General features: G+C 69.4%; 20 protein-coding genes and 1 pseudogene. 9 read left to right on the plus strand and 12 right to left on the minus strand.

What is annotated here, in order from left to right; all coding sequences use genetic code 11:
* Positions 1-31 precede the first annotated feature (31 nt).
* Positions 32-1,144, minus strand: coding sequence for an AI-2E family transporter (locus ACWPN7_RS21405; RefSeq protein ID WP_038526409.1), 1,113 nt, complete (start codon positions 1,142-1,144; stop codon positions 32-34).
* Between the two features lie 127 nt (positions 1,145-1,271).
* Here ACWPN7_RS21405 and ACWPN7_RS21410 point away from each other — a divergent pair, with 127 nt between their 5' ends.
* Positions 1,272-1,805, plus strand: a complete 534-nt coding sequence (locus ACWPN7_RS21410) for a CreA family protein (RefSeq protein WP_038526412.1) — start codon at positions 1,272-1,274, stop codon at positions 1,803-1,805.
* A gap of 332 nt (positions 1,806-2,137) precedes the next feature.
* Here ACWPN7_RS21410 and ACWPN7_RS21415 read toward each other — a convergent pair whose 3' ends face one another.
* Positions 2,138-3,199, minus strand: a complete 1,062-nt coding sequence (locus ACWPN7_RS21415) for an AbrB family transcriptional regulator (RefSeq protein WP_038526417.1) — start codon at positions 3,197-3,199, stop codon at positions 2,138-2,140.
* Between the two features lie 19 nt (positions 3,200-3,218).
* Positions 3,219-4,169: a M14 family metallopeptidase gene (locus tag ACWPN7_RS21420; RefSeq protein ID WP_459195947.1), complete on the minus strand. Its 951-nt coding sequence runs from the start codon at positions 4,167-4,169 to the stop codon at positions 3,219-3,221.
* A 256-nt stretch (positions 4,170-4,425) separates the two neighbouring features.
* Between ACWPN7_RS21420 and ACWPN7_RS21425 the strand changes: the two genes are divergently transcribed.
* Positions 4,426-5,292 (plus strand): N-formylglutamate amidohydrolase, encoded by an 867-nt coding sequence (locus ACWPN7_RS21425; RefSeq protein WP_349618785.1) that lies wholly within the window; start codon positions 4,426-4,428, stop codon positions 5,290-5,292.
* 30 nt (positions 5,293-5,322) lie between these two features.
* Here ACWPN7_RS21425 and ACWPN7_RS21430 read toward each other — a convergent pair whose 3' ends face one another.
* The 3 genes from ACWPN7_RS21430 to ACWPN7_RS21440 all read right to left on the minus strand — a co-directional run bounded on the left by ACWPN7_RS21430 (position 5,323) and on the right by ACWPN7_RS21440 (position 9,669).
* A complete protein-coding gene (locus ACWPN7_RS21430) occupies positions 5,323-6,177 on the minus strand; it encodes an NAD kinase (RefSeq protein WP_200776907.1) in 855 nt (284 codons plus the stop codon).
* Positions 6,178-6,351: 174 nt separating this feature from the next.
* Positions 6,352-7,377 carry a GTP 3',8-cyclase MoaA gene (gene moaA / locus ACWPN7_RS21435; protein ID WP_038526423.1) on the minus strand — a complete coding sequence of 342 codons (1,026 nt, stop codon included), beginning with the start codon at positions 7,375-7,377 and terminating at the stop codon, positions 6,352-6,354.
* A gap of 198 nt (positions 7,378-7,575) precedes the next feature.
* The gene (locus ACWPN7_RS21440) at positions 7,576-9,669 is read right to left on the minus strand and encodes a 4Fe-4S binding protein (protein WP_459195946.1); all 2,094 of its coding nucleotides are present in this window, start codon (positions 9,667-9,669) and stop codon (positions 7,576-7,578) included.
* A 159-nt stretch (positions 9,670-9,828) separates the two neighbouring features.
* Here ACWPN7_RS21440 and ACWPN7_RS21445 point away from each other — a divergent pair, with 159 nt between their 5' ends.
* Complete coding sequence (locus tag ACWPN7_RS21445; RefSeq protein ID WP_407823701.1) at positions 9,829-10,392, plus strand: GNAT family N-acetyltransferase; 564 nt, start codon at positions 9,829-9,831, stop codon at positions 10,390-10,392.
* On the opposite strand, the gene ACWPN7_RS21450 is transcribed toward ACWPN7_RS21445, so the two are convergent.
* From ACWPN7_RS21450 to ACWPN7_RS21460, 3 genes are all read right to left on the minus strand, one after another.
* Positions 10,389-12,302 carry a response regulator gene (locus ACWPN7_RS21450; protein WP_459195945.1) on the minus strand — a complete coding sequence of 638 codons (1,914 nt, stop codon included), beginning with the start codon at positions 12,300-12,302 and terminating at the stop codon, positions 10,389-10,391. The genes ACWPN7_RS21445 and ACWPN7_RS21450 overlap by 4 nt on opposite strands.
* An 84-nt stretch (positions 12,303-12,386) precedes the next feature.
* Positions 12,387-12,869: an MmcB family DNA repair protein gene (locus ACWPN7_RS21455; RefSeq protein ID WP_459195944.1), complete on the minus strand. Its 483-nt coding sequence runs from the start codon at positions 12,867-12,869 to the stop codon at positions 12,387-12,389.
* Positions 12,870-12,989: 120 nt separating this feature from the next.
* Positions 12,990-14,123: a sensor histidine kinase gene (locus ACWPN7_RS21460; protein WP_459195943.1), complete on the minus strand. Its 1,134-nt coding sequence runs from the start codon at positions 14,121-14,123 to the stop codon at positions 12,990-12,992.
* A 706-nt stretch (positions 14,124-14,829) separates the two neighbouring features.
* Here ACWPN7_RS21460 and ACWPN7_RS21465 point away from each other — a divergent pair.
* The 5 genes and pseudogenes from ACWPN7_RS21465 to ACWPN7_RS21485 form a co-directional block, all read left to right on the plus strand.
* Positions 14,830-15,048 (plus strand): annotated as a pseudogene (locus tag ACWPN7_RS21465) (histidine kinase dimerization/phospho-acceptor domain-containing protein); the annotation flags it as partial.
* A 490-nt stretch (positions 15,049-15,538) separates the two neighbouring features.
* Positions 15,539-16,030 (plus strand): response regulator, encoded by a 492-nt coding sequence (locus ACWPN7_RS21470; protein WP_492273438.1) that lies wholly within the window; start codon positions 15,539-15,541, stop codon positions 16,028-16,030.
* 244 nt (positions 16,031-16,274) lie between these two features.
* Entirely contained in the window at positions 16,275-18,515 is a 2,241-nt protein-coding gene (locus tag ACWPN7_RS21475; RefSeq protein WP_459195941.1) for a CHASE domain-containing sensor histidine kinase, read from the plus strand.
* A gap of 656 nt (positions 18,516-19,171) precedes the next feature.
* On the plus strand, positions 19,172-20,569 hold the full coding sequence (locus ACWPN7_RS21480) for a bifunctional enoyl-CoA hydratase/phosphate acetyltransferase (RefSeq protein WP_081863017.1): 1,398 nt from the start codon (positions 19,172-19,174) through the stop codon (positions 20,567-20,569).
* 14 nt (positions 20,570-20,583) lie between these two features.
* Positions 20,584-21,792 (plus strand): acetate/propionate family kinase, encoded by a 1,209-nt coding sequence (locus tag ACWPN7_RS21485; protein ID WP_456524226.1) that lies wholly within the window; start codon positions 20,584-20,586, stop codon positions 21,790-21,792.
* Positions 21,793-21,889: 97 nt separating this feature from the next.
* On the opposite strand, the gene ACWPN7_RS21490 is transcribed toward ACWPN7_RS21485, so the two are convergent.
* Positions 21,890-22,246: a hypothetical protein gene (locus tag ACWPN7_RS21490; protein ID WP_038526437.1), complete on the minus strand. Its 357-nt coding sequence runs from the start codon at positions 22,244-22,246 to the stop codon at positions 21,890-21,892.
* Positions 22,247-22,421: 175 nt separating this feature from the next.
* A complete protein-coding gene (locus tag ACWPN7_RS21495) occupies positions 22,422-22,685 on the minus strand; it encodes a hypothetical protein (protein ID WP_459195940.1) in 264 nt (87 codons plus the stop codon).
* On the opposite strand from ACWPN7_RS21495, the gene ACWPN7_RS21500 reads away from it, so the two are divergent.
* The gene (locus ACWPN7_RS21500) at positions 22,684-23,124 is read left to right on the plus strand and encodes a CBS domain-containing protein (protein WP_014241257.1); all 441 of its coding nucleotides are present in this window, start codon (positions 22,684-22,686) and stop codon (positions 23,122-23,124) included. The genes ACWPN7_RS21495 and ACWPN7_RS21500 overlap by 2 nt on opposite strands.
* A 60-nt stretch (positions 23,125-23,184) precedes the next feature.
* Here the strand turns inward: ACWPN7_RS21500 and ACWPN7_RS21505 are convergent, their stop codons facing one another.
* A complete protein-coding gene (locus ACWPN7_RS21505) occupies positions 23,185-24,459 on the minus strand; it encodes a hypothetical protein (protein ID WP_459195939.1) in 1,275 nt (424 codons plus the stop codon).
* Positions 24,460-24,546 lie beyond the last annotated feature (87 nt).

A 24,546-nucleotide genomic window follows, 5' to 3' on the forward strand; every position in this document is an offset into this window, starting at 1 on the left:
CGCCCCGGCCAGAGCTTCAGCGGCCGGAACGTCAGCCCAGCAGGGCGCCGATGGGCTTCAGCGGCTCGTGCGCGTCGAACAGGATCTTCAGGATGGCCAGGATCGGCACCGCCAGCAGCGCGCCGGGGATGCCCCACATCCAGCCCCAGAACAGGATGGACACGAACACCGCGATGGGGTTCAGCGCCAGCCGCCGCCCGACGATCATCGGGGTCAGGAAGTTGCCCTCCATCATCGTCAGCGCCACGAAGGTCAGCGGCGGGCCGAAGATGTGCAGCCCCCCGTCGAAGGTGAGCGCCGAGACCAGGAACAGCACCGCCGTCATCACCGCCGGCCCGATGAAGGGGACATAGTTGATGAGCCCGGCCAGCGTCCCCCACAGCGCCGCGTTGGGCACCCCCCACAGCCACATCGCCAGCGTCGTCGCGAGGCCGAGCCCGATGTTGATGACCGTGATGGTCGCCAGATAGGCGGCGATGTTCTGCTGCACCGTGGCGGCGACCATGGCGTAATGCACGCGGTCGTCCACGTCGCGCATCGTGCCGATCAGCGCCTCCAGGCTCTGCCGGCCGCGGGCCAGGAAGAAATAGAGCAGCACTTGGAGGATCACCACATTGGCGATCACCGCCTCCGCCTGATGCAGCACCTGCTCGGCCAGCGACGGGCCGCGCACCACCACTTCCCGCGCCGCACCGTTGCGGTCGGAGGCCATCTGCTCGATCTGGCGGGAGGCCTCGCGGGCACGGTCAATCCCCTCGCGGATATCGCCCAGCTTGAACTCCAGCTCATGGACCACGCGGGGCATCCGGTTGACCCATTCGGTGGCCGGGGTCGCCAGCGTGAAGATGGCCCCCAGCCCGGCGCCGAACACCACGATCACCACCACCGCCGCACCCAGCGCCTCCGGCAGGCCGAGCCGGTAGAGGCCGCGCACGCAGGGGCGCAGCAGAAGGCTGAGGATCAGCGCCAGCATGATCGGCAGCAGCACGTCGCGCCCGAAATAGAGCGTGAACAGCAGCGCGATGACGAACAGCCCCACCACCGCCACCCGCACCGGGTCGCGGGGGTTCCGGGCCGGGGGCAGGGGCTCGGTCACCGGCTCCGGCGGCGGGCTCAGGGGCGGGTCGATCGTGCGGTCGCTCATCGGGGGCAGGCACTCCGGGAGTAGCGGGTCGGGGGGCGCTTGACGGCGCCGGACCCCCGCCCGATTTAGGGGTATTCCAGGACCGCGCCCACGCGGCCCCGCTTCGCGATGACCGGAGTTCCACGAGATGCGCAGCCCGTTCCCTTCGATAAACATCCGCCGCGGCCTGATGGTCCTGGCGCTATCCGTGCTGCCACCGATGGCCGCCTCCACCGCTGCTTTGGCCGAGGATGCCATCGTCGGGCGCTTCTCCAACGACTGGACCGGCAACGGGCTTCAGGTGCAGGCGATCGAGGACCCGAAGGTGAAGGGCATCACCTGCCATCTGGTGGATTTCGACCGCAGCGTGCTCGACCGGTTGACCAAGGGGAACTGGTTCGAGGACCCGTCCAACGCCTCCATCGCCTGCCGGCGCACCGGGCCGCTGGTGATCGGCGACATCGAGCTGTCGCAGAAGGGTGAGGAGGTCTTTTCCGAGCGCAAGAGTCTGGTCTTCAAGTCCATCGCCATCCGCCGCATCTACGACCGGGTGAACGACACGCTGATCTACGTCGTCTACAGCCGGCAGGTGAAGGATGCCTCGGCGAAGATGGCCATCTCCAGCGTGCCGCTGATCGACACGAACCCCCAGTGGGAAAAGGGCAAACCCCCCGTGAAGTGATCGGGGGAAATGATCGGATGGCTTGCAATCGGGCGGGTGCGGAGCCATCATCAGGCTTGGGAGGCAGGGGCCCTAATCCCCCGCCTCCCGGCCCGATCACTGCCGGTTCAGAAGATCAAGGATTGCCTTGACGATCTGGAGCAGCAGGATCAGGAGACCGAGGATTTCCTTCATCCTCCGAGCCTCCTTGTTGAGCGGCGGGGTGGTGGCGCTCCACCACCCGTCCGCGCCTCCACCTCGCACGGGGCGCGGGATGGGCGCAACGGAAACTCCACGCATGCGTGTGAGACGGATTGGTCGCCGGGATTGATCGCCGGTCCCGTGGCGTTTCGTCAGGTCTTGCCGCAGCGGGACCGCCACTTGCGCCACAGCAGGTAGACACCGGGCGCCAGTGTCACGATCAGGATGATGCGCACCATGTGGTGGGTGGCGACCAGCGCCACGTCGATGTTCAGCGCCAGCGCGACCAGCGTCATCTCGGCCAGCCCGCCCGGCGCGAAGGCGAGGATCAGCGCGGCCAGCCCCAGCCCCGTCGCCTCGTCCACCATCCAGGCCGCCGCCGTGGTGACCAGCAGCATCAGCCCGGTGAGGCCCAGTGCGGTCAGCCCGTCGCGTCCGATGCGGCGGATGTTCAGACCGGTGAAGCGGCAGCCCAGCGACGCCCCGATCACCACCTGGGCCGCGGCAACCAGCACGCCCGGCGGCTTGCCCTCGGTCAGGCCGGCGAGGTGGATCGCGGCGGACAGCAGCATCGGTCCGACGATCTGGGCGGCGGGGATGCGCAGCAGCTTCGCCAGGGGGTAGCCCAGCGCGCAGGCGGACAGCAGCGCCACGTCCAGCGGGGCGAGCGACAGCAGGGGTGGGCCGAGCGTGCCGCGCCGCGCCGGGTCGTACAGCCCCAGCGCCTGGAAGGCGAAGGGGATGACCAGCACCACCAGCATCACCCGCAGCGCGTGGGACAGCGCCATGGTCCGGCTGTCGCCGCCCATCTGGGTGCCGACCATCACCATCTCGTTCAACCCGCCGGGCGTGGCGGTGAAGAAGGATGTGGGCGGGTCCAGCCGGGCCGCGCGGCGCAGGTACTGCACGCCCAGCGTGGTCGCCAGCACCAGATAGACGGCCAGCGCACTCAGCGACAGGCTCCATTCGCCGAGCCGCCCCAGGATGTCCGGGGTGAAGCCGCTGCCCAGCATCACGCCGAGGATCATGATCATGGCGTTGCGCAGCGGCTTCGGCACATGCAGCGCGACACCGGCCATGGCGGCGACCGTGGTGGCGGTCATGGCGCCGATCATCCAGGCCAGCGGCAGGTGGAAATAGCTGAACAGCGCGCCCCCCGCCGTCCCCAGCGCGAGGGCGAGCGCGAAGGGCCGGAGCCCCGGTCCGATGGTCATGCCGTTCGTTGTGTCCGGTTCAAGGAACGATCCGCCCCAGCCGGACGGCGGTCTGCCCGGATTTGGGGCGCCGCGCCGGCATGATCAGCACGCAGTCGTCGTAAGGCGTCACGATCGGGCGGCTGCCGTCATGGCCCAGAACCGTTCCGGCGCGGGGAATGATCTCCATCCCCACATAGGGCTGGTCGAAGAAGAATTCGTCGGTTTCCGCGGTCACCGCCTCGGTCACCTCGACGGTGCGCAGCGGATCGGGGTGGCGGCGGATGTGGCGATCGGCCAGCGACGGGTCGATCATCTCCTGGGCGAGCAGGAAGCGCATGGCGCTTTCCAGGGCGACCATCGCCGTCTCATCCCGCCAGTGCTGGCCGCATTCGACCAGGATGGCGGTGCGCCGCCCGTCCGCTTCGGCGAAATCCGCGTAGTCGATCACTCGCCGCCCCGCCGCGTGCCCCTCGTCGGCAACGATCCAGGCCGGGTGGCCGAGCCGGCGGGCCAGCGTGCGGGCACGGTCCGTCCGTCCACACAGCGTCAGGGGCGGGGTGTCCGCCGTCATGGAATGCAGGTCGAGGATGACGTCCGCGGCGTCGAACACCGGACGGAGTTGCCGGGCGCGGCGCAGCTCCGCGCTGTCATGCGGGCCGTCCAGCACCTCCGGCGACCAGACGCGGTTCATGTCCTCGTCGACGAAGCGGGAGGCGTAGGGACGTTCGGCATCGAAGTTCTGATAGGCGGCGGTGTTGGCGAAGACCAGGGTCAGCCGCCCGCGGGTGGGCCGGACGCCCATCCGGAACAGCCGGTCCATCGCCACAGCGCCACTGATCTCGTTGCCGTGGATCAGCGAGACAATGACGGCGTGCGGGCCGGGGCGCCCGGAGTCCAGCGTCGTGACATGGTCGATGCCGGTGTTTCCACGACGGTAGGGGCCGATGTCCGGCGGCGTCAATTCGATCGGTGGCAGGGATTCGGTCAAGCGGATCTCGCCTTTGCGGGTCTGGCCGGTGCCGGGCGCTTTCGCCGAACGGTCAGTATGGCGGAGAGTCCGGCGGCGCGCCAGTCCCGCCATTTCCCTGGCCAATCATGTCCTTTGCCTTACCGGTGTATGACGGTTTTTGGTCGACGGGCACCCGGCCATCGTCTATACCCGAATCCATCCGCCGCAGCGCCCTGCTATGCCATCCGGGCAGGCACCCTGGCGCGTCGGAGCCGTTGGTACACCGGGGTCAGCCATGAGTTTCGTGATCGAGGACGTGCTCGTCCGCAACGATCCGATCGTCCCGCGCCTGCCGGTGTTCTTCGATTCACCGCACAGCGGCACCGTCTACCCGCGCGACTTCGCCTTCGTCTGTCCGCTGTCCACCCTGCGGCAGGCCGAGGACACCCATGTGGACGAGCTGTTCGCCCACGCGCCGGAGCATGGCGCGACTCTGCTCTGCGCCCTCTTCCCACGCACCTACATCGACGCGAACCGGGCCATCGACGACATCGACCCGGCGCTTCTCGACGGGCGCTGGCCCGAACCGCTGCGCCCGACGGAGAAGAGCGCCGCCGGCATGGGGCTGATCCGCACGCTGTGCCGCCCGGGGATGCCGCTCTACGACGGGCGGCTGTCGGTGGCCGAGGTGGCGGAGCGCATCGACCGCTACTACCGGCCCTATCATTTTCAGGTTGCCAGCGTGATGGACGATCTGGCCGACCGGTTCGGCGCCGTCTGGCACATCGACTGCCATTCCATGCCCTCCGCGGTCGGGCCGGGGGCGGCGCACAAGCTGGGCATGGATTTCGTGCTGGGCGACCGCGACGGCACCACCTGCGAGCCGGGCTTCACGGCACTGGTCGAGCGGGTGCTGACCGGGCTCGGCTACAAGGTCACGCGGAACCATCCCTTCAAGGGGGTGGAACTGGTGTCCCGCCATTCCAACCCGGCGCGGGGCCGCCATTCCCTGCAGCTCGAGATCAACCGCCGGCTCTACATGAACGAGGAGACGCTGGAGCGGAACGAGGGCTTCGCCCGGCTCCAGGCCGACCTGACCACCTTGACCCGCCGCATCTGCGCCCATGCGCAGGCCACCACGGCGCGCCGCGCCGCCGAATAACGGCCGGGCCAAAGAGGCGGAGCAGGGGTGTTACGGGGAGAACTGCTCCTTGAGGATCCGCTCCTCGAAATTCAGCTCCGGATCGAACAGCAGGGTCAGCGCGACGTCGCGCGCTTCTTCCACATCGACGCGGATGACCTCGCGCACCTCGGTCGAATCGGCCACGGCGCTGACCGGGCGCTTGACCTCCTCAAGGATGTCCACGGTGATCTTGGAGCTGTGAGGCAGCAGCGCGCCGCGCCAGCGCCGCGGCCGGAAGGAGCTGATGGGAGTCAGCGCCAGCACCCCGGCGCCCAGTGGGATGATCGGGCCGTGGGCCGACAGGTTGTAGGCGGTGCTGCCGGCGGGGGTGGCGACCAGCACGCCGTCGCAGATCAGCTCCGGCAGGCGGACGACGCCGTCCACGGTGATGCGCAGCTTCGAGGCCTGTCGCGTCTCGCGCAGCATCGACACCTCGTTGATGCCCAGCGCTTCGATCTGCTCGCCGTTGCAGCGGGTTGCCCTCATGCGCAAGGGGTGCAGCTTGACGCTCTGGGCGCTGGCCAGCCGTTCGGCCAGCTCGTCCTCGCGGAAGACGTTCAGCAGGAAGCCGACCGATCCCCGGTTCATGCCGTAGACCGGCGGCGGGTTCTGCCCGTCGCGCTTCAGCGCGCGGTGCAGCGTCTCCAGCAGGAAACCATCGCCGCCCAGCGCCACGACGACATCGGCGTCCTCCAGCGGCGCGTTGCCGTAACGGTGGACCAGCCGGGTGCGCGCCCGCATCGCCTCTTCCGTGTTCGCCGCGCAGAAGGCGATGCGGAGGTCGGCGGGCTTGCGGGCCGAGGAATCGGGCGCCAGCGGGTCCAGGGTCGGATCGGCGGGCAGCTTGGCGGCGGTTTCGGTCATGGCTCGGGGACCATAGCGCAGGATGCCCGGTTGCAGAAGGCCGCTTCGGTCGAGGGGAGGAGATGCACTTCTTCCGGACGCATCGCCACGCGCAACCCCCTCACCCTCCCCACGCCTGCGGCGTGGGTCCCCTCCCTCTCCCCAGAGGGGCGAGGGCGTTCGGCGGAATGGGGATCATCCGCCGGTCACGCTCATGTGGCGGGGGACCGCCGGGCCTTGGTGGCGGCGGTCGATGATGAAGTCGTGGCCCTTGGGCTTGCGGGCGATGGCGTCGCGCACCGTCTGGACCAGAAGCCCATCGTCGTCGCTGAGGCGCAGCGGGGTGCGCAGGTCGGCGGCGTCCTCCTGGCCCAAGCACATGTAGAGGGTGCCAGTGCAGGTCAGCCGGACGCGGTTGCAGCTTTCGCAGAAATTGTGGGTCAGCGGCGTGATGAAGCCGATGCGCCCGCCGGTTTCGGCCACCCGCACATAGCGGGCCGGGCCGCCGGTGCGGTAGTCGATCTCGTCCAGCGTCCAGCGCTTGGCCAGCTCCGCCCGCACGAGGCTGAGCGGCAGGTACTGGTCGAGCCGCGCCTCGTCGCCGATCTCGCCCATCGGCATGACCTCGATGAAGGTCAGGTCGAAGCCCTGCTCGCCGCACCAGCCGACCAGCCGATGGAACTCGTCGTCGTTCACGCCCTTCAGCGCGACCGTGTTGATCTTGACCTGGAGACCCGCCTCCTTGGCGGCCTGGAGCCCGCCCAGAACCTTGTCCAGCCGGCCCCAGCGGGTGATCGCCTGGAACTTGTGGGGGTCGAGCGTGTCCAGCGACACGTTGATCCGGCGCACCCCGGCCTCCGCCAGATCCCCGGCGTACTTGAACAGCATGTTGCCGTTGGTGGTCAGCGTCAGCTCGTCCAGGTCGCCGGCCTTCACATGGCGGCCCAGGCTGTGGATCAGCTCGTGGATGCCCTTGCGGACCAGCGGCTCGCCGCCGGTCAGGCGCAGCTTGCGGGTTCCCAGCTTGACGAAGGCGGAGCAGATGCGGTCGATCTCCTCCAGCGTCAGCACCTCCGCCTTGGGTAGGAAGCTCATGTCCTCCGCCATGCAGTAGACGCAGCGGAGGTCGCAGCGGTCGGTGACGGACACGCGCAGATAGCTGACGGTGCGCCCGAACGGATCGACGAGCGGGGCGGCGGCGGTCGGCGGAACGGTCGTCATCGTCAGGCTTCTCCCCAGGGGGGTCCGTGTCATGCGGTCCGGATCGCGATTATGACGCTGAATCCGGTTCTGATATATAGGTTTGCCTTGCGGCTTTTTCGCCACCTGGAATTTCAGGCGCAGGAGACCACGAAGCGCATCGCCGGAGCTTGACGGGGATCAAGTCCCGGTGAGGCGCTTCGTGAGGCGTCCGGCCCGTCAGTGGACGCTGCCGCCATCCGGGCCGCCGCCCTTGCCGTTCTGGGCGTTCTGGGCCAGCTCCCGCTCGCGCAGATAGTCCTCGGTCGTGCGGGGTGTGCGCGGCGCGCCCAGCGCGAAGGGCGAGTCGCCCCGCTCGAACTGGTCCACGACGCGACAGTCGCCGCACATGCGCATGCGCTCGGCGGCCTCCGGCGTGGCGAACATGGCGTGCCGCCCGGCCAGCACCGCGACGATCTTGTCGATGGAGGACTTGGTGGCGAAGGGCTTGCCACACTTGACGCAGCAGAAGGGCTCCTCCTCCTTCAGCACCTTGGCGCCGCGGGCGCTGTCGCGGAAATCGATCTCTGGAACCAGCGCGATGACCTTCTCCGGACAGGTCGTCTTGCACAGGCCGCACTGCACGCAGGCGTCCTGCGAGAAGGACAGCATCGGCTTGTCGGCGTTGTCGAGCAGCGCCCCGGTCGGGCAGGCGCCGACGCAAGACAGGCAGAGCGTGCAGCCCTCCGTCATCACCTGCACCCGCCCGAAGGGCGCGCCCGGCGGCAGCGGCAGGACCTCCACCGGTTCCGGCGCGACCTTGTGCAGGTGGCGCAGCGCCAGCATGGTGACGGTGCGCTTGCCGCCCATCGGCAGGAAGGTGCCGGGTGCGGGCGCGCCCTGGCGCGGCAGGCCCCACAGCTCGGCGGCCACCGCGTCGGGGTCCTGGGCGTCGATGATCGAGACCCGGCCCGAGCCGTAGCCCAGACCCGACATCGCCGTCTCGGCGAGGCCGATCTGGCTGGCCAGCCCCGCCGTCTCGCCGGCGTTGCCCGGCCCGACGAGGACGCGGACCCGCGCTGCGCCATAGGCCAGCGCCGCCGCGAACACGTCGAAGCCGAGCTGCGTCACCTCATTCACCGCGAAGGGCAGCACACGCGCCGGCAGGCCGCGCCCGTGGCGCGCGATCAGCGAGATCATCTCGTCGCCGTGCCGCGGGTCGTGGACGAGCAGCACCGGCTCCGTCCCGCCCGCCTTGGCGTAAGAGGACAGCAGCGTGCGCAGCCGCTCGTAAACCGTCTGAAGCGGCGGCAGGGCGTAGGTGCTCGCCCCTGTCGGGCAGACCGAGGCGCAGGAACCGCAGCCGGCGCAGATGTGCGGGTCGATCGCCACATGGTCGCCGTTCGGCGTGATGGCGCCGGTCGGGCAGACCTCCAGGCAGCGGGTGCAGCCGGTCTTGCGGCTGCGCGAATGGGCGCAGAGGTCGGCCTTGAAGTCGATGTAGCGCGGCTTCTCGAACTCGCCGATCAGGTCGGCGGCCTCGAACACCGCCTTGGCGACGGCGGCGGGGCTGTCCGGGTCGGGGCGCAGATAGCCGTCGCGCTTGCCGTGCGCCGGGAACAATGGCGCCCCGCCGGTCAGGTCCACGATGACGTCGCAGCGCGAGGCGGCGCCGTGCCGCGGCTGTTCGAAGCCCAGCACGGCGCGCGAGGCCGGAAGGGCCGGGGCGTAGTCGTCGACCACGATCTCGAAGTTGCCGAGCCAGCCCTTGGCGGCGCGGATGGTGCCCTTGAAGACCGGCACGTCCATGACGCGGGGCGGGGCGACGTCCTTCGGCGACTTCAACAGAACGGTGACGTCCAGGCTGCCGGACAGCTGCCGGGCCACCTCGATGGCGCGCTCGTCGGTGCCGTAGACCAGCGCGGTGCCTTCCGAGGCCAGGGTGATCGTGCCGGTCGGCGGGATGTCCATGGCCGCTTCGGCCAGCAGCGCGGCGATCTTCGGCCCGGCCAGCGCGCCCTCCTCCGACCAGCCGGCGCGCTCGCGGATGTTGGTGAAGGCCAGGGCGGCGTCGGGGTTGTCGGCGTTAGGATTGTCCTGGGCGGCGATCTCCGCGAACAGCGGGGCCTCCTGGGTGCAGGCGACGAGCAGCGGAGCGCCCTCCGCCACGCGCGCCTCGAACCGGTCGAGCTGGGTGCGGCAGAGCTGGGTGGCGACGGACAGGTCGCCCTCCGCCCCCGCCGCGGCCCCGCAGGCCCTGGCCAACGCCTTGCCGTCGAGCGCCATGCTGTGGGCGCAATCGCAGACGAGCACCGTCCGGCCGTTGATCTTCATCGCTTCCAACCCCTTGCCCTGAAAAAGACCTGCCCCAAAAAAGCCCTGTTGCACACAGCGCGTTCCAGTTCTGTACATATCGGCTGGGTGGCACGGTTGCGACAGCAAAATGCGTGCGGCAGGATGGTGGACCTGCCCCTCCTTCGGATTCATCCGGCCATGACCAGCATCCCTACCGTCCGCGACGCCCGCATCGAGGACGTTGCCGCCTTCCAGCGGATTTACGAGCATCATGTCCGGCACGGCGTCGGCACTTTCGAGGAGGAGCCGCCCGATGTGGCGGAGTTGGAAGGGCGCTTCCGCGCCATCACCGGCGCGGGGCTGCCCTGGCTGGTCGCCGAGCGCGACGGCGTGGTCCTGGGTTACGCCTACGGCAGCGCCTACCACGTCCGCTCCGCCTACCGCTTCACCATCCAGGATTCCGTCTACATCGGCGAGGAGGCGCGCGGCCAGGGCCTCGGGCGTCTGCTGCTCCAGGCGCTGATCGACCGTTGTGTGGCGCAGGGCTACCGCCAGATGGTGGCGCTGGTCGGCGGGTCGGAGAACGCCGGGTCCATCGGGCTGCACGCCGCGCTGGGCTTCCGCACCTGCGGTGTCGTCGAGGCCGTGGGGTTGAAGTTTGGGCGCTGGCTGGACGTGGTCATGATGCAGAAGGACCTGGGGGCGGGGCGGTCGGACATTCCGCAAGGCAAGGGGCCGAGCCAGCCGGTGGCGGTGCGTTAGCCGCCGCTCCACCGGTCCAAGGCGGCGAGCGCCGGAGGAACCGCGGCGTCCAGCGCACGGCACAGGGCGTCGGGATCGCCGTCGCCGGTGTCCAGGGCGCGTTCCAGCGCCTGCGCCGCGCGCCGCAGCGCCATGCAGCCGTAAATGCCGGCCACCCCGGCGATCTTGTGGGCCATGGCCGCGGCGGTCGCCCGGTCCCCGGCGCTCCAGGCCTGCTCCAGGGCGGCGTGGTAGCCGCGCAGCGTGACGAGGGTGTTGGTCACCAGGGTGGTCACCCGTTCCGCCGGCAGATGCTCGCGCATCTGGCGGATGGCGTCCTCATCGAACACGGGCTCGAACACGGGAGGGCTGGGTTCCGGGTCCGCAATAGCCGATGCGGGGCCGGCGTCGGTGGACAGGCGCTCCAGCAGGGCGGCCAGCGCGGGCAGGCGGAGCGGCTTTTCCAGGACGGCGTCGGCCCCCGCCGCACGGCACAGCTCCTCCGTTCCGGGAAGGGCGGAGGCGGTCAGCGCAACGATGCGCAGCCCGGCCGCCGTGGTTCCGGCGCCGTCGGGAAGGGCGCGGATGCGGCGGGTCGCCTCGACCCCGTCCATGCCCGGCATCTGCACGTCCATCAGGACGAGGTCGTGGCGCTCCCGCTCCACAGCCGCCAGGGCGGCCCGCCCGTCGCCCACCACCGTCACCGCGTGGCCGGCGCGGCGCAGCAGCATGGCCGCGGCCTGCTGGCTGACCGGCTCGTCCTCCGCCAGAAGGACGCGCAGCGAGGGCGTTTCGCGCGGTGCGCCGGTTCGCTCCGCCCCGGCCGAATTGGACGGTATTGGATCGGGCTGGGCTAAATTGGGATAAGCTAAATTAGGCTGGGCGGCCCGTGGAACCCGGGTCCGCGCAATGCCCAGACCGACCGCGAGGACCGCCAACCCGGTGACCAGCCCGACCCCGGCCGGTGCGGCGGCGGACAGCTCCGCCCCCGTCGGGTGGATGGATGCGTCCCCATCCCGCAACCCGTCGCGCAGGGCCAACGCGCCGCGCCCGGCCCGTTGGGCGATGTCCATGGCGGTGCCGCGCAGCAGCGCGGCGATCCCCGCCGCCTTGGCGGCCAGCGCCTCCTGCTCCTGCCGCAGGTCGAAGACGTTCTGATCGTCCATACCCAGCGCGACGAGCTGGCGCGCGGCGTCGGCGCGGCGCGGGCTCGCGGCGTCGATCGGCAGGTCGTTCAGGGCGTCGAACAGCGCCCCGGCGGCCTTGCGGAAATCGCTCAGGGCCGTGGTGGCCGAGGGCGCCGCCGTCGCGCTGGCGAGGAGGCGGAGGGCCACCGCCTGCCGCGAGTCGTCGATCCGGCGCAGCGTGGCGCTGTCCGGCGGTGGCGTGCGCGCCGTGGCGAGCACCGCCGCCAGAGCCTCGCTGCGCGCCGCCACCTGCCCGGTGAGATCCTGAAAGCGGTCCTGGACGGCCAGACGGCGCTCCACCGTGGCATTCAGCTCGTCCGCCTCCGCGCGGATGGCCAAGGCGGCGAACCGCAGCTCGGCGTGCCATTCCGGCGGCAGGGCGTCCAGCGTGGCGCCGAGCTGCTGAGTCCTCTGGCGCAACGCGTTGTGGGCGGCCAGCCGGCGCTGGGCGGTGCCCGCCGATTCCAGCTCGGCCGCGCTGGAGGACAGCCCGGCGGCCAGCTCCGCGACGCGCATGAGGCCGAGCGCTTCATCCAGGCTGCGGGCGGCCTGACCGCGGGCGCGGGCGTCCATCTCGGCCAGGGCGAGCCAAACGGAGCCGCCGGCACCGGCGCCGGCCAGCAGCGCGGCCACGGCGAGCGCGCCAATCCACGGGGCCCCGATCCTGAAGGCGCCCATCAGCGGGCCGCGGTCCCGACGGTGCGTCTGCGCCGCGGCGGCTGGCCCGGCGTCCTCTGCGTGCATGTCCGCCCGCCCGTTCCCGTTCGTGGCGCACATTACACCGGCTTGGCGAGGCTTTGCCATGGAGCTTCGATCACAGGGCTTCGATCACACTGGCGATGTGTCCTGCGTCCAGGACGGGTCCTCGATCCGGTGCAGGCGCCCGGCCCCGGTGAGCGCGGCGCGCAGGGTCAGCGCCTTGCGCCGCGCCGGGGCCAGCCGGTGCTCCGGCGCCTCGCGCAGGATCTCCGCGCCGTAGGCGTCGGCGACCATCAGGCCGCAATCGTCGGGGATCAGCTCCGCCGGAAAGGCGTCGTCCACCGCGAAGTAGAAGGCATCGCACCAATCCCGGTATTCCGGCCATTTCTGGTCGGAGCGGAAGTCGGCCACGCAGCTTTTCACTTCCACGATGACGACGGTGCCGGCGCCGTCCATCGCCAGGACGTCGGCGCGGCGCCCGCTGGCCAGCCGGAACTCCGCCATGCTGACGAAGCCGCGGGCGGCCAGCGCCCGGCGCACCCCGCGGAAGATCGGAACGGCGCCGCTCGCCGGCATCGGCGGCTCGTCGCCGTGCAACAGGGTATCGACCATTTGAAACGGAACGGTTCAGGAACAAAGCGGCACAATGACCCGGCTTCGCACCTTTGCCAAGGGACTTTTGCCGAATCCGGGCCGCGAGAAAGGGGTATGGCGAGAGGGGCGGGCGCCGGCTCAGGCCACGCCCTGAGGGATCCCATGGGAGGCGGCATGGGGCAGGCTGCGCCGCGGCGGGAACATCAGGATGGCGGTCGTGCCGGCGCCGGGTTCGCTGTACAGGTCGAGCCGTCCGCCGTGCATCTCCATCAGCCGCTTGACCACGGGCAGGCCGATGCCCGTCCCGGTGGGGCCGCGGGGTACGGTCATGTCGGCGCTGCCGAAAGGCTCCAGGACGCGGGCCATCTCGTCCTCGGCGATGCCGGCGCCGGTGTCGGCCACCATCAGCCCGATTCCACCGTCCGGCATGGGGCTGGCCGACAGCATCACCTGTCCGCCCGACGGGGTGAACTTCACCGCGTTCGACAGCAGGTTGGTCAGCATCCGCTGAAGCGCCCGGGCGTCGCCGTAGAGCAGGGGAAGGTCGCCGGACAGGTCCTCGCCGATGTCCACGCCGCGGGCCGCCGCCTTGTCGCCCACCTGGGCCAGCGCCTGACGGGCGGCGTCGGCCACATTGATGGCCTCCTCCTGCATTTCCGTTCGCGTCGTCTCGCTCTGTGACAGGTCGAGGATGCCGTCGATCAGCGAAAGAAGATGCGTGCCGCTGGCGTGGATGTCCGCGGCGTAGCTGCGGTATCGGGGGGAGCCGAGCGGGCCGAAGGTCTCCGCCAGAAGCACTTCGGAGAAGCCGAGAACCGCGTTCAGCGGGGTGCGCAGCTCATGGCTCATGTGCGCCAGGAATTCCGCCTTGGCCCGATGGGCGCGGTCCGATTCCGGCACGGTGGGAACCTCGGGGCCGAGTTCCACCAAGGATACGCAGACGGTTGGCGCCGCGAGGCCGGCGCCAGGAGAAGGCATGTCGAACGGGGTGGCGGCGATCCGCCAGCGCGCGCCGCCGGGGGCGACCACCAGGCGGCGCACCGTCTGCTTCTCCATCAGGCAGTCGGCCAGACAGGCGAACAGGCCGGCACCGTCGCCATCCTGAAGATCGTCGGCGCGGAGACGGCGCCCGGCCAGGGGATGCCCGAACAGCCGTTCCGCCGCGCGGTTGGCCGTCAGCCACTCGAAATCGGTGATGGTGCCCGTGCCCCTGATATCCGAGCCGTCCATGATCGCAGCCAGCACGCCGACGCCGTCGGCCAGCGCAGCCATCGCCGCGCCGACCAAGGCGTCGCCAGCCGGTGCATGGCCGGTGGAGCCATGTCCGACCGAAATGTGACCATTCAAAAGCGCAACAGGGTCTGCGCCAGCCGGCGTTGCCGCCTCCGGTTGTCGGTCGCGGAAAGGGGTTTCGGTCACGGCATCCATTGGTCGCATGATCGAAAAATTTTGAGGAACATGCAACCGACAAATTGCGACAACTCCTGTCGTTACTACGGCGCTCTGGGGCTGCTCAGGGCCTTTTCTTGACTTTTATATAAAAGTGCATGAAATTGTTTGCGTGGCCAGCGGCCTCGCGGTTGCCATGCGGGTGCATGCCGAATAGTCCTGTCGGGGGTCGGACGAACGGTGGGCTTGATCCGCGACGCCGCTTTCGTAGCCTGTTCGCAAGGCGACCGCTTCCGGTCGCCGGAAAATCGCGTGCACGCAGTGGGAGACGCCGCCCGTGACGAGCGAAGGAGCTTATCCGTTTGGCGTGGGACGGCATGGCGCGGTCCTGGTCTTCGACGCCGACGACCGGCTGACCGCCTGGAACGAGGCGGCGGAGGCGCTGGCCGATGCCGGGCGCCTTCTGGTCCAGGGTGCCTTGCCGGAAGCGCTGGCCCCGCTGTTCCGCGGCCTGCCGCCCGGTCACACCGTCACGGACTGGCCGCTCAGCGGGGGCGGGTTCGTCCGCCGCACCGCCGGAGAGGGCGCCATGGACGGCGGACCCGCGGCGGGTGGCGACCTGTCGGGGCGCCTGTTCGCCGCGGCCAGCCACGACCTGCGCCAGCCGCTGGCCGCCCTGTCGCTGTTGCTGGGGGCTTTGGAAGGGCGGCTCGACGGGGCCATGGGCGGTGGGAAGAGCGCGACGGCCCGGTCCGGCGCCCTCAACGACCCGGCGGCGCGCGACCTGCTGAACGCCATGGGCAACGCGGTGCAGTCGCTGCGCGGGATGGTGGACGGGCATTTCGACCTCGTGCGGCTGGAAGCCGGTCTGGTGCAGCCGGACATCGGCACGCCCGTGGTCAACGGCATCCTGACGCGGATCGCGCTGGACGCGGCCCCGCGCTTCGACGGGCGGGGGCTGCGCTTCTCGGTGCTGCCCTGCTCGGTGCGGGTCGCCACCGACGCCTCGCTTCTGGAGCGCATCCTCCAGGGGTTCGTCGCCAGCACCCTGCGCCATACCGAGCGGGGGCGGGTCGTGCTCGGCTGCCGCCGGCAGGGGGCGGATCTGCGGATCGAGCTGTGGTCCACCGGTCGCGGGCTGCTGCCCGATCAACTGCTCGCCCTGCGGCAGGAGTTCCAGCGTCCGGACGGGTCGGGCGATCCATCGGTGATCGACCTCGGCCTGCGGCTGGCCTGCGGGCTGGCGCGGCGGCTGGGGCACCGGCTGGAGGTCGAACTCGGCGCCGGGCCACGGCACGATGCTGGCGGTGCTGGTGCCGCAGGCGGCGGATGGTGCGGACGAGTCGCCTCCCGCCGTGGAGCCCGGCGCCGGCGATGCGGGCCCCGCTCCCGGCGCGGACGTCAGCCGCGCCCGCGTGCTGGTCATCGAGGACGACCCGATGGTGCTGGAGGCGCTGGGCGCGCTGCTCGGCCAATGGGGCTGCGCGGTGGTCGCCGCGGATTCGGTGGACGCCGCGCTGGAGCGGCTGGGGCCGGACCCGCAGCCGCCCGACCTCGTCATCTCCGACCTGCGGCTGAAGGGGGCGATGAACGGGATCGTCGCCATCCGCCAGATCGGCAAGGCGCTCGACGCCACGCTGCCCGGGTTGATCCTCACCGGCGACACCGATCCGATGCGCCTGCGCGAGGCGCGGCTGTCGGGCTATCCGCTGCTGCACAAGCCGGTGGCGCCGATGGCCCTGCGGGGGGCGGTGGCGCGGCTTCTCGGTCGCGAGCGGCTGAAGTCCTGAGAAGGTTTCGGGTCGCTCTCAAAGGCGGAACGTTGCCCTGCGCCTTGTATTGCAGAATTGACATCGAAATGTGAGCGCAATCCCGCTGCAAGTGACAATCAATAGTCGGCGGGCCTCATGTCCTCGTTGAAACCAACTATCCATTTGGGAGGATAAGGGCTTTTCCATTATCGACTCGCAGTCCTGCTTGCTATAGTCGAACGATCCGACGATTTTGGTGAAAACGCCGTTGGGAACGGGTGGCATGGCGCTGCTGGATAGAAGGAGGCGGGTCTCGTTTGCGGTTCCGGTGCTGGTCGCCGCGGGCCTGACGCTGACCTTCGGCGCCTTTTTCCAGATGCGCGCCGCCAACCGGGAGGACGAACGCACGCATCACGAGCGGCAGTTCGCTCAGTTCCATGACGCCCTGACGGAGCGGATCGGAAGCCACACGCTGCTGCTGCGCACGCTGCGCTCGGCCTTTTCGGACCCCCGCCCGGCCAACCGCGACGGATTCGCGGCCGCGGTCCGGCCGATCATGCCGCTCTATCCCGGCTTATGGTCGGTTACCTGGGTGAGCCGCATTCCGTCGGCTGAGGTTCCCGCGCTGGAAGCGGAAATGCGCGCCGCCGGCCGCCGGGACTTTGCTGTCCGGGACGCGGACGAGACGGGCGACGGCATCCGCGGCCCGGCCCTGGCGGCTTCCCATGGGGATCTGTTCGTCAACACGTTGATGGAGCCGGAGCGGAGCGGTGCCTTCGGGCAGGGGATCAACATTCTTTCCCTGCCCAACCGGGCGGAGGTGCTGGTGCGGGCCTGCGCATCCGGCGACCTGACGGCGACGGAGGCCCTGCCGCCGCGCCATCAGGGGGAAACTGGTCGCAGCATCGGCCTGTATCTTCCCGTTTACCGCTACTCCGTGGACGAAATGGACGGGGCCGACCGCTGCGCCGAGATCGCCGGTTACGTCGCCTCGGTCTTCGGCATCGCCCGCCTGCTGGAGGAGGCGGGCAACCGTGTGAATGGTCTGCACGGGGCCGTGCATCTGCTCGACGGGCCGGCGGAGGATGGCGGACGCATCCTGGCGTCCCGCGACCTCGACGCCCCGTCGGCGAGCCGGGAGGGCGTGTCCTTCCGCGACATCCGCAAGGACGGCGAAACGGTGCTCGAACGCGATCTGGTGATCGGTGGGCGTCGCTGGACGCTGGTGCTGGCGATTCCGCCCGAACCGGAACTGGCGCCAGCGGATTATCCGGCCTGGATCGTCCTGGTGATGGGACTTCTGCTGACCGGCGCGCTGGCCGGCTACACCCGGCGCGAGGCGCAGGCCAAGCGTTTCCTGGTGACCGAGGCCCGCGCCCGCGCCGCCATGGCCCGCGCGCTGCGCGAAAGCGAGGAGCGCTTCCGCATGGCGCTGCGCCATTCGCGGGTCGCCGTCTTCAGCCTGGACCGCAACCTGCGCTATATGTGGATGTACAACCCGCAGACCGGGCGGGCCGCGGAAACCTTCATCGGGCGGACCAACGCCGACATCCACGCCCCGGACGACGCGGCGCGGCTGGACGCGGTGAAGCGGGCCGTTCTGGACACCGGCACCGGCGCCCGGCAGGAGGTCCGCATCGGGGCGGCGCCCGGTCCCGAGCAGGTGTTCGACCTGATCGTCGAGCCGCTGCGGGACGAAGCCGGGGCGGTGTCGGGCGTGATCTGCGCCGCCATCGACATCTCCGACGGGGTGCGCATCCGCGAAGCGCTGGCCGAGGCCCATGACGAGGCGGAGCGGGCCAACCGGGCCAAATCGCGCTTCCTCGCCGCGGCCAGCCACGATTTGCGCCAGCCCTTCCAGGCGATGAGCCTGTTCCACCACATCCTCTCCGCCCGCCTGTCCGACGCCAAGCAGCTTGAGGTGGCCGACAAGCTGGGGGAGGCGATCGCCGCCGGCAACACGCTGCTCAACACGCTGCTCGACACCTCCGCGCTGGAGGCCGGCAACGTCAAGCCGCGCCCCACCGTCTTCCCGTTCCAGGACATTGCCGACCGGCTGAACCGCGAGTTCGCCGAGCAGGCGGCCAGCAGGGGCATGGTCCTGCGGATGGTCCCGACCTCCGCCTATGTGCTCAGCGATCCGGTGCTGCTGGAGCGCATGGTGCGCAACCTGCTGGTCAACGCGCTGCGCTACGCCGGGACCGGGGCGATCCTGCTGGGCTGCCGGCACCGCGACGGCCACGCGCTGGTCGAGGTGTGGGACACCGGGCCGGGCATCCCCGCCGACCAGCTCAAGCTGATCTTCGACGATTTCTACCGCTGCGGCACCGACCAGCGGGACAGCGGGCGCGGGCTGGGGCTGGGTCTGTCGATCGTCCGGCGCACCGCGCAGATCCTCGGTCATCAGGTCGATGTGCGATCGCGCGTGGGCAAGGGCACGGTCTTCTCCATTGCCGTGCTGATGGTCGGCGACCGTCACCATCCGTTGCCCGAGGAACCCACCACATCGGTGGCCAGCGCCTGAGCCGGTCCGGCGGAGCCGGCTTTGCCGCCGCTTTGCCATGCGCGCAGCGGGCCTGTGCGCCGCAAAATCGGCAGGGATGGTCGGGTGCCTTCTTCGCCTTTTCACGAAAAACCCAACGATCCGTCAATCCTGCGTCTCCGCACGCAAGGTCTTGCCATGCTGCGCCTGCTCAGTGATACAATGCTGCGCGAGCGGTTTGTGGTGCCGGGAAGTAAACAATGTCCGTCTTCCAACCGCTTGACATAGGTCATGGGGTGAGACCTTGGGCCGTCGTAAGACCGTGACGGAACGACATTTCCGCCGGTCGTCGAAGACGGTCGGCGTGGGATGCGGTGGGGCGGCGGTGCCGACGCGGCGACGGGGGGTGCGACATTGTTGCACCGCAACGGAACCGCGAAATGCGCCACCCTGTCACATCTCTTTCACGGTGCCGCGTTATTCAGGGCACCCCGAACCGGCCCCTGGCGGGCGGCCCTTCCCGGGCCAACCGATCCAGGGGTCCAACAAAAAGGCCGCGGACGACAGGGCGATCCGCAGGCCGGGAGGATTCGGCCCGGGGATCATGCGATTCCGAGCCGCTATCCGATTGAGGAGCTTCTCCAATGGACCGTGTTATTGCGCCCGCCACCCCCGACTTCGGCAAGAACGGCTCAGCCATGATCGAGAACGTCACCTTCGAGGAAATCCAGATCGGCCAGCAGGCGAGCCTGTCGCGGCGTCTGACCATGTCCGACATCGAGCTGTTCGCCACGGTGTCCGGCGACATCAACCCCGCGCACCTCGACGAGGAGTATGCGGCGGACAGCCAGTTCCACAAGGTGATCGGCCATGGCATGTGGTCGGGCTCGCTGATCTCGGCCGTCCTGGGCACGCTGCTGCCGGGTCCGGGGACGATCTACATGGGCCAGGACCTGCGCTTCAAGCGCCCGGTGGGCCTGGGCGACGTCATCACCGTGACGGTCACCGCCAAGGAGAAGCACGCCGAGAAGAACATCGTCGTCTTCGATTGCGTCGCCCGCAACCAGGACGGCAAGGAGGTCGTCTCCGGCCTCGCCGAGGTGATCGCGCCGACCCGCAAGGTCCGCCGCGCCGCGCACGAACTGCCGCAGGTCCAGGTCATCCGCCACGACGGCCATGACGAGCTGCTGGGCAAGACGGAAACGCTGCCCCCGGTGCCGACCGCCGTCGTCCATCCCTGCGACGAAAGCTCGCTGAAGGGCGCGGTCGAGGCCGCCGAGGCCAACCTGATCGACCCGGTGCTGATCGGCCCGGCCTCCAAGATCAAGTCGGTCGCCGAGGCCCATGGGCTGGACATCAGCCGCTACCGCATCGTCGACGTGGCGCATTCCCACGCGTCGGCCGAGACCGGCGTCCGGCTGGCCCGCTCCGGCGAGTGCGAGGCGGTGATGAAGGGCAGCCTGCACACCGACGAGCTGATGGCCGAGGTCGTCCGGAAGGAGACCGGCCTGCGCACCGGCCGGCGGCTCAGCCACGTCTTCGTGATGAACGTGCCGACCTACCCGCGCACGCTGCTGATCACCGACGCGGCGATCAACATCTACCCGACGCTGGAAGACAAGGTCGACATCGTCCAGAACGCCATCGACCTCGCCAAGGTGCTGGGCGTCGAGACGCCGCGCGTCGCCATCCTGTCGGCGGTCGAGACGGTGAACCCGAAGATCGCCTCGACGCTTGAGGCCGCCGCACTCTGCAAGATGGCCGACCGCGGCCAGATCAAGGGCGGCATCCTCGACGGCCCGCTGGCCTTCGACAACGCCATCAGCCTGGAGGCCGCCCGCACCAAGGGCATCGTGTCCGAGGTCGCCGGTCAGGCCGACATCCTGCTGGTTCCGGACCTGGAGGCCGGCAACATGCTGGCCAAGCAGCTGTCCTTCCTGGCGAACTCCGACGCCGCCGGCATCGTGCTCGGCGCGCGCGTGCCGATCATCCTGACCAGCCGCGCCGACAACGTCCGCACCCGTCTGGCGTCCTGCGCCGTGGCCGTCCTGGCCGCCGCCGCCCGCCGCCGTGGCGCCGCCGCTGCGGCCGAGTGAGAGGGGCGACCGTCATGACCAGCCAGAACGCGGGTGGCGGCAACGCCATCCTGGTCATCAACGCCGGTTCCTCCAGCCTGAAATTCTCGGTCTTCCGGGAAAGCGGGGCGGGGGGGCTGCGGGTGACGATCAACGGCCAGATCTCCGGGATCGGCACCGAGCCGAAATTCGAGGCCAAGGATGCCGCCAAGCGTCCGCTGGCCGAGCGGGTCTGGGCGGCGGGCGAGCCGTCCGACCGCACCGCCCTGCTGGCCTTCCTGTTGGAGTGGATCGAAGGGCGGCTGGACGGGGCGAAGCTGCTGGCCGCCGGCCACCGCGTCGTGCATGGCGGCACCCGTCACGCCGCCCCGGTGCTGCTGACCCCGGCGGTGATGGAGGAGCTTGAGAGCTTCATCCCGCTGGCCCCGCTGCACCAGCCGCACAACCTCGCCGCCATCCGCGCGCTGGCCGAGGCCCATCCGGAACTGCCGCAGGTCGCCTGCTTCGACACCGCCTTCCACCGCGGCCAGCCCTGGCAGGCGCAGATGTTCGCCATTCCGCGCGAACTGACCGACGAAGGCGTGCGCCGCTACGGCTTCCACGGCCTGTCCTACGAGTACATCGCCCGCCGCCTGCCGGAGCTGGCTCCGGAATTGGCGGATGGCCGGGTGGTGGTCGCCCATCTCGGCAGCGGCGCCAGCATGTGCGCCATCCACGCCGGGCGCAGCGTGGACAGCACCATGGGCTTCACGGCGCTGGACGGGCTGCCCATGGGCACCCGTTGCGGCAACATCGACCCCGGCGTGCTGATCTACCTGATGCGCCAGAAGGGCATGGGCGCCGACGCCATCGAGAAGCTGCTCTACAACAAGTCCGGCCTGCTCGGCGTGTCGGGCCTGTCCAACGACATGCGCGCCCTGCTGGACAGCGAGGACCCGCATGCCGGGGAGGCGGTGGAGCTGTTCTGCTTCCGCATCGCCAAGGAGACCGGCGCACTTGCCGCGTCCATGGGCGGCATCGACGCGCTGGTCTTCACGGCCGGCATCGGCGAACGCTCCGCCCCGGTGCGGGCGCGGGTGGGCGACAAGCTGGCCTGGCTGGGCGTGGTCATCGACCCGGCGGCCAACGAGGCCAACGGCCCGCTGATCTCCGCCCCCACCAGCCGCATCCCCGTCTACGTCATCCCGACCGACGAGGAGCAGATGATCGCCCTGCACAGCCGCAAGGCGCTGGAGACCGCTTGACCGGCGGTCCGTCCGGTGCCGCCGCATGAAGGCTGAATGAAGAAGGCCCGCCGTCGTGACGGCGGGCCTTCCTTTTGCGGGGGAGAGCGGTCCGCGTTTACAGACCTTTCCAGAGCTTCAGATACTCGATCAACTTGCGCGTGTGAACCGGTGGCGGCTGGTGGAAGCGGGCGACGAGGCCGACCTGCTCGTCCATCTTCACGACGACGCCCCGGCAGGCGAAATCCAAGCTTTCCTCGCCGAGCCGGAAGAGGATGCGGAAGTCGAACTGCTGCTTGGCGATCAAATCGCCGTCATAGGGGCGGATGCGGAAAGACCCGAGGACGAACTCCTCCGGCACATATTCGTGGCTGTCGATCCGGATGGTCGGGGGATCGGCGGGGCGTTCCTTGGCGTTGGACGCGGAAGCCGCGGTGGATTTGCCTCGTCCGCTCAATTTCGACAACCACGACATGGCGGCCCAGGCCCTTTCCAGACGACATCGTGACAGAACTGCAATTGTCCGGAGTTTCGGACCTATTTCCTTTAATAATGGTTAAGCCTGATCCGCCAGCGGGAAAGGTCTGATTTTTCATGCCAGAACCACCGCCGTCGGGCAATGGTGAGTGGTTTTGTCGCATGTTGCGCCGTCATGGCAACCATGACGTTGTTTTGCGGTGGCTTTGCTCGTCAAGTGGTGAGAAAGTGATTACCTTTTTCAACACTTGATAAATAGGTCTGTGAACAGATTTCGCCCGTTTCGGCATTTCGCAGATGCGGTATTCTTTTCGCATCCGCAAATGAACGGCGAAAGGAGGCGTAAGCCGATGACGAGGCGCGGGCGCGGCGGTCAGACCAATGAAAACAGCCGCCGTGGTCTTCCAAAACATCCGCACTTGGAGGAGGAAAGCCATGATGCATCGCAACATCGGAGATCTTTTGAACCGCCGCCGCGTGGTCAGCCTTCCGGCGGGGGCGTCGGTGCGGGATGCCGCGCGGCAGATGAAGGCCGCCCATGTGGCGTCCATCGTCGTCACCGCCTCCATCAACGAACAGATCGAAGGCATCTTCACCGAGCGCGATCTGACCGACCGCGTGGTGGCCGACGGGCTGGACCCGGATCAGACCCGGCTGTCGGAGGTGATGACCCCGTGCCCGGTCACCGCGGCCCACGACATCACGGTGGGCGAGGCGTTGCGCCGGATGGCCGACCATGGCCTGCGGCATCTGCCCGTCGTCCGCGATGGCCGCGTCGTCGGCGTCGTGTCCATGCGCGACTTCATGGGCGAGGAGCTGATGCTGATCGAGCATGAGCGGGAGATGATGGACAGCCTGACCGAAGTCATGATGTGACCGCGCGCCAAGCCTCCCACGCACTCCGGGCTGCGCGGGAGGCTTCGGCGGTCACGCCTCTTACCCCAGCTTCTTGAGAGCGGTCTCGACCTTGTCGATCTTGGTCTCGGCCTTGGTCAGGGCGGCGTGCGATTCCTTCAGCCCGTCCAGGGACACCTTCGCCTCGGCGAGCAGCGGGCCGAAGTCGGGGTCCTTGTCGGAAACCATGGCCGGGAAGGACTTGCGGGTGCCGGTGATCTCGTTGGCGGCGGCGAGGATCTCCTTCTTCGCCTGGGCGGCCTGCTGGCGCACCTGGGTGATGTAGAAGGTGGCCGTCTTGATCGAAGCCGCCCGCTTGTCGTCCTCCGCCTCTTCGGCGACCATCTGCTCCTGCTGCGCGCGGTCGGCCTGCCCACCGACGTCGCGGGCGATGTTGTCGTAGAAGGAGTCGGCGTCCTGCGCCCGCTTGGCCAGCTTGCGGCAGCTCGCCAGATAGGTGGCGCGCAGGTCCAGGGCGCCCTTCAGCGCCTGGGCGGCCTCCTTGACGATGCCAGCCGCCTCGGTGGCGGCCTCGGCGGTGTCGTCCTTCAACTGGTCCAGCTTCATGACGATGGCGTCGGCGCGGTCGAAGGCCCCCTGGGCCGGGTCGCGCCCGCCATATTGCTTGGGGTCGAGCTTCATCTTGGCGACGGCGGCCTTGGCTTGGCTGAACAGCTTGGCGGCCTGGACGGCGGTCGCGGCGACCTTCTTGGCCTGGGCGTCCACCGTCTTGGCGGCGGCCTGGACCGCGGCGACCTGGGCCTTCGCCTCCTTGGCGTTGCCGGCCCCCTGCGCCTCCAGCACGTTGCGCAGCGCGAGGTCGGCGTTGGCGGCGGCCTGATCGAGCAGCTTGATGTCGGCGTTGGTGGCCTTCAGCAGCCCGTCGATCTGCACCGCGACCTTGTCGGCGATGGCGCGGGCGGCCTTGCCTTGCTCCTCGGCCTCCTTGGCCTTCTCCGCCTCGGCGTCCTCGCGCATCTCGGCGATGCGCTCGTTGACGGCCACGCCGGCGCGGCGGCCGATGTCGTCCAGCGCCTGTCCGAGCTTCTTCAGCTCCGCCGCGATGGTCGCGACGCCCTCGGTCTTGGCCGACTTCTCCAGCGTCGTCTGATAGGCGGTGGCGCTCTTCACATAGTCGAGCAGCGCCTTCTCCAGCGCCTTGGCGTCGCTCTTGCCCAGGGCGCTGTCGAGCGCCTTGGTCACGTCCTCCAGCCCGGACTTGTGGAAGACGCCCATGAACTTGGCGCTCGGCTTCTTCTTGCCGGTGGCGGTTTCAAAAGCCGTCTTGGCGGATTTCCAGTCGCTCGCGAATCCCATGGCGTTCCTCCCCGGATTGGACCGCGGCACGATGGAACGGACGGGCTGGACCGACAATCCGGGATGGGTCCATTGCGGATGGGTTCA

The sequence above is a fragment of the Azospirillum sp. UENF 312511 genome, assembly GCF_058780635.1.

Coding starts and splice junctions, on each gene's coding strand:
- ACWPN7_RS21405 (WP_038526409.1), bottom strand. CDS start 1,144: ATGAGCGACCGCACGATCGACCCGCCCCTGAGCCCGCCGCCGGAGCCG.
- ACWPN7_RS21410 (WP_038526412.1), top strand. CDS start 1,272: ATGCGCAGCCCGTTCCCTTCGATAAACATCCGCCGCGGCCTGATGGTC.
- ACWPN7_RS21415 (WP_038526417.1), bottom strand. CDS start 3,199: ATGACCATCGGACCGGGGCTCCGGCCCTTCGCGCTCGCCCTCGCGCTG.
- ACWPN7_RS21425 (WP_349618785.1), top strand. CDS start 4,426: ATGAGTTTCGTGATCGAGGACGTGCTCGTCCGCAACGATCCGATCGTC.
- ACWPN7_RS21430 (WP_200776907.1), bottom strand. CDS start 6,177: ATGACCGAAACCGCCGCCAAGCTGCCCGCCGATCCGACCCTGGACCCG.
- moaA (WP_038526423.1), bottom strand. CDS start 7,377: ATGACGACCGTTCCGCCGACCGCCGCCGCCCCGCTCGTCGATCCGTTC.
- ACWPN7_RS21440 (WP_459195946.1), bottom strand. CDS start 9,669: ATGAAGATCAACGGCCGGACGGTGCTCGTCTGCGATTGCGCCCACAGC.
- ACWPN7_RS21445 (WP_407823701.1), top strand. CDS start 9,829: ATGACCAGCATCCCTACCGTCCGCGACGCCCGCATCGAGGACGTTGCC.
- ACWPN7_RS21450 (WP_459195945.1), bottom strand. CDS start 12,302: ATGCACGCAGAGGACGCCGGGCCAGCCGCCGCGGCGCAGACGCACCGT.
- ACWPN7_RS21455 (WP_459195944.1), bottom strand. CDS start 12,869: ATGGTCGATACCCTGTTGCACGGCGACGAGCCGCCGATGCCGGCGAGC.
- ACWPN7_RS21460 (WP_459195943.1), bottom strand. CDS start 14,123: ATGGCTGCGCTGGCCGACGGCGTCGGCGTGCTGGCTGCGATCATGGAC.
- ACWPN7_RS21470 (WP_492273438.1), top strand. CDS start 15,539: ATGCTGGCGGTGCTGGTGCCGCAGGCGGCGGATGGTGCGGACGAGTCG.
- ACWPN7_RS21475 (WP_459195941.1), top strand. CDS start 16,275: ATGGCGCTGCTGGATAGAAGGAGGCGGGTCTCGTTTGCGGTTCCGGTG.
- ACWPN7_RS21480 (WP_081863017.1), top strand. CDS start 19,172: ATGATCGAGAACGTCACCTTCGAGGAAATCCAGATCGGCCAGCAGGCG.
- ACWPN7_RS21485 (WP_456524226.1), top strand. CDS start 20,584: ATGACCAGCCAGAACGCGGGTGGCGGCAACGCCATCCTGGTCATCAAC.
- ACWPN7_RS21490 (WP_038526437.1), bottom strand. CDS start 22,246: ATGTCGTGGTTGTCGAAATTGAGCGGACGAGGCAAATCCACCGCGGCT.
- ACWPN7_RS21500 (WP_014241257.1), top strand. CDS start 22,684: ATGATGCATCGCAACATCGGAGATCTTTTGAACCGCCGCCGCGTGGTC.
- ACWPN7_RS21495 (WP_459195940.1), bottom strand. CDS start 22,685: ATGGCTTTCCTCCTCCAAGTGCGGATGTTTTGGAAGACCACGGCGGCT.
- ACWPN7_RS21505 (WP_459195939.1), bottom strand. CDS start 24,459: ATGGGATTCGCGAGCGACTGGAAATCCGCCAAGACGGCTTTTGAAACC.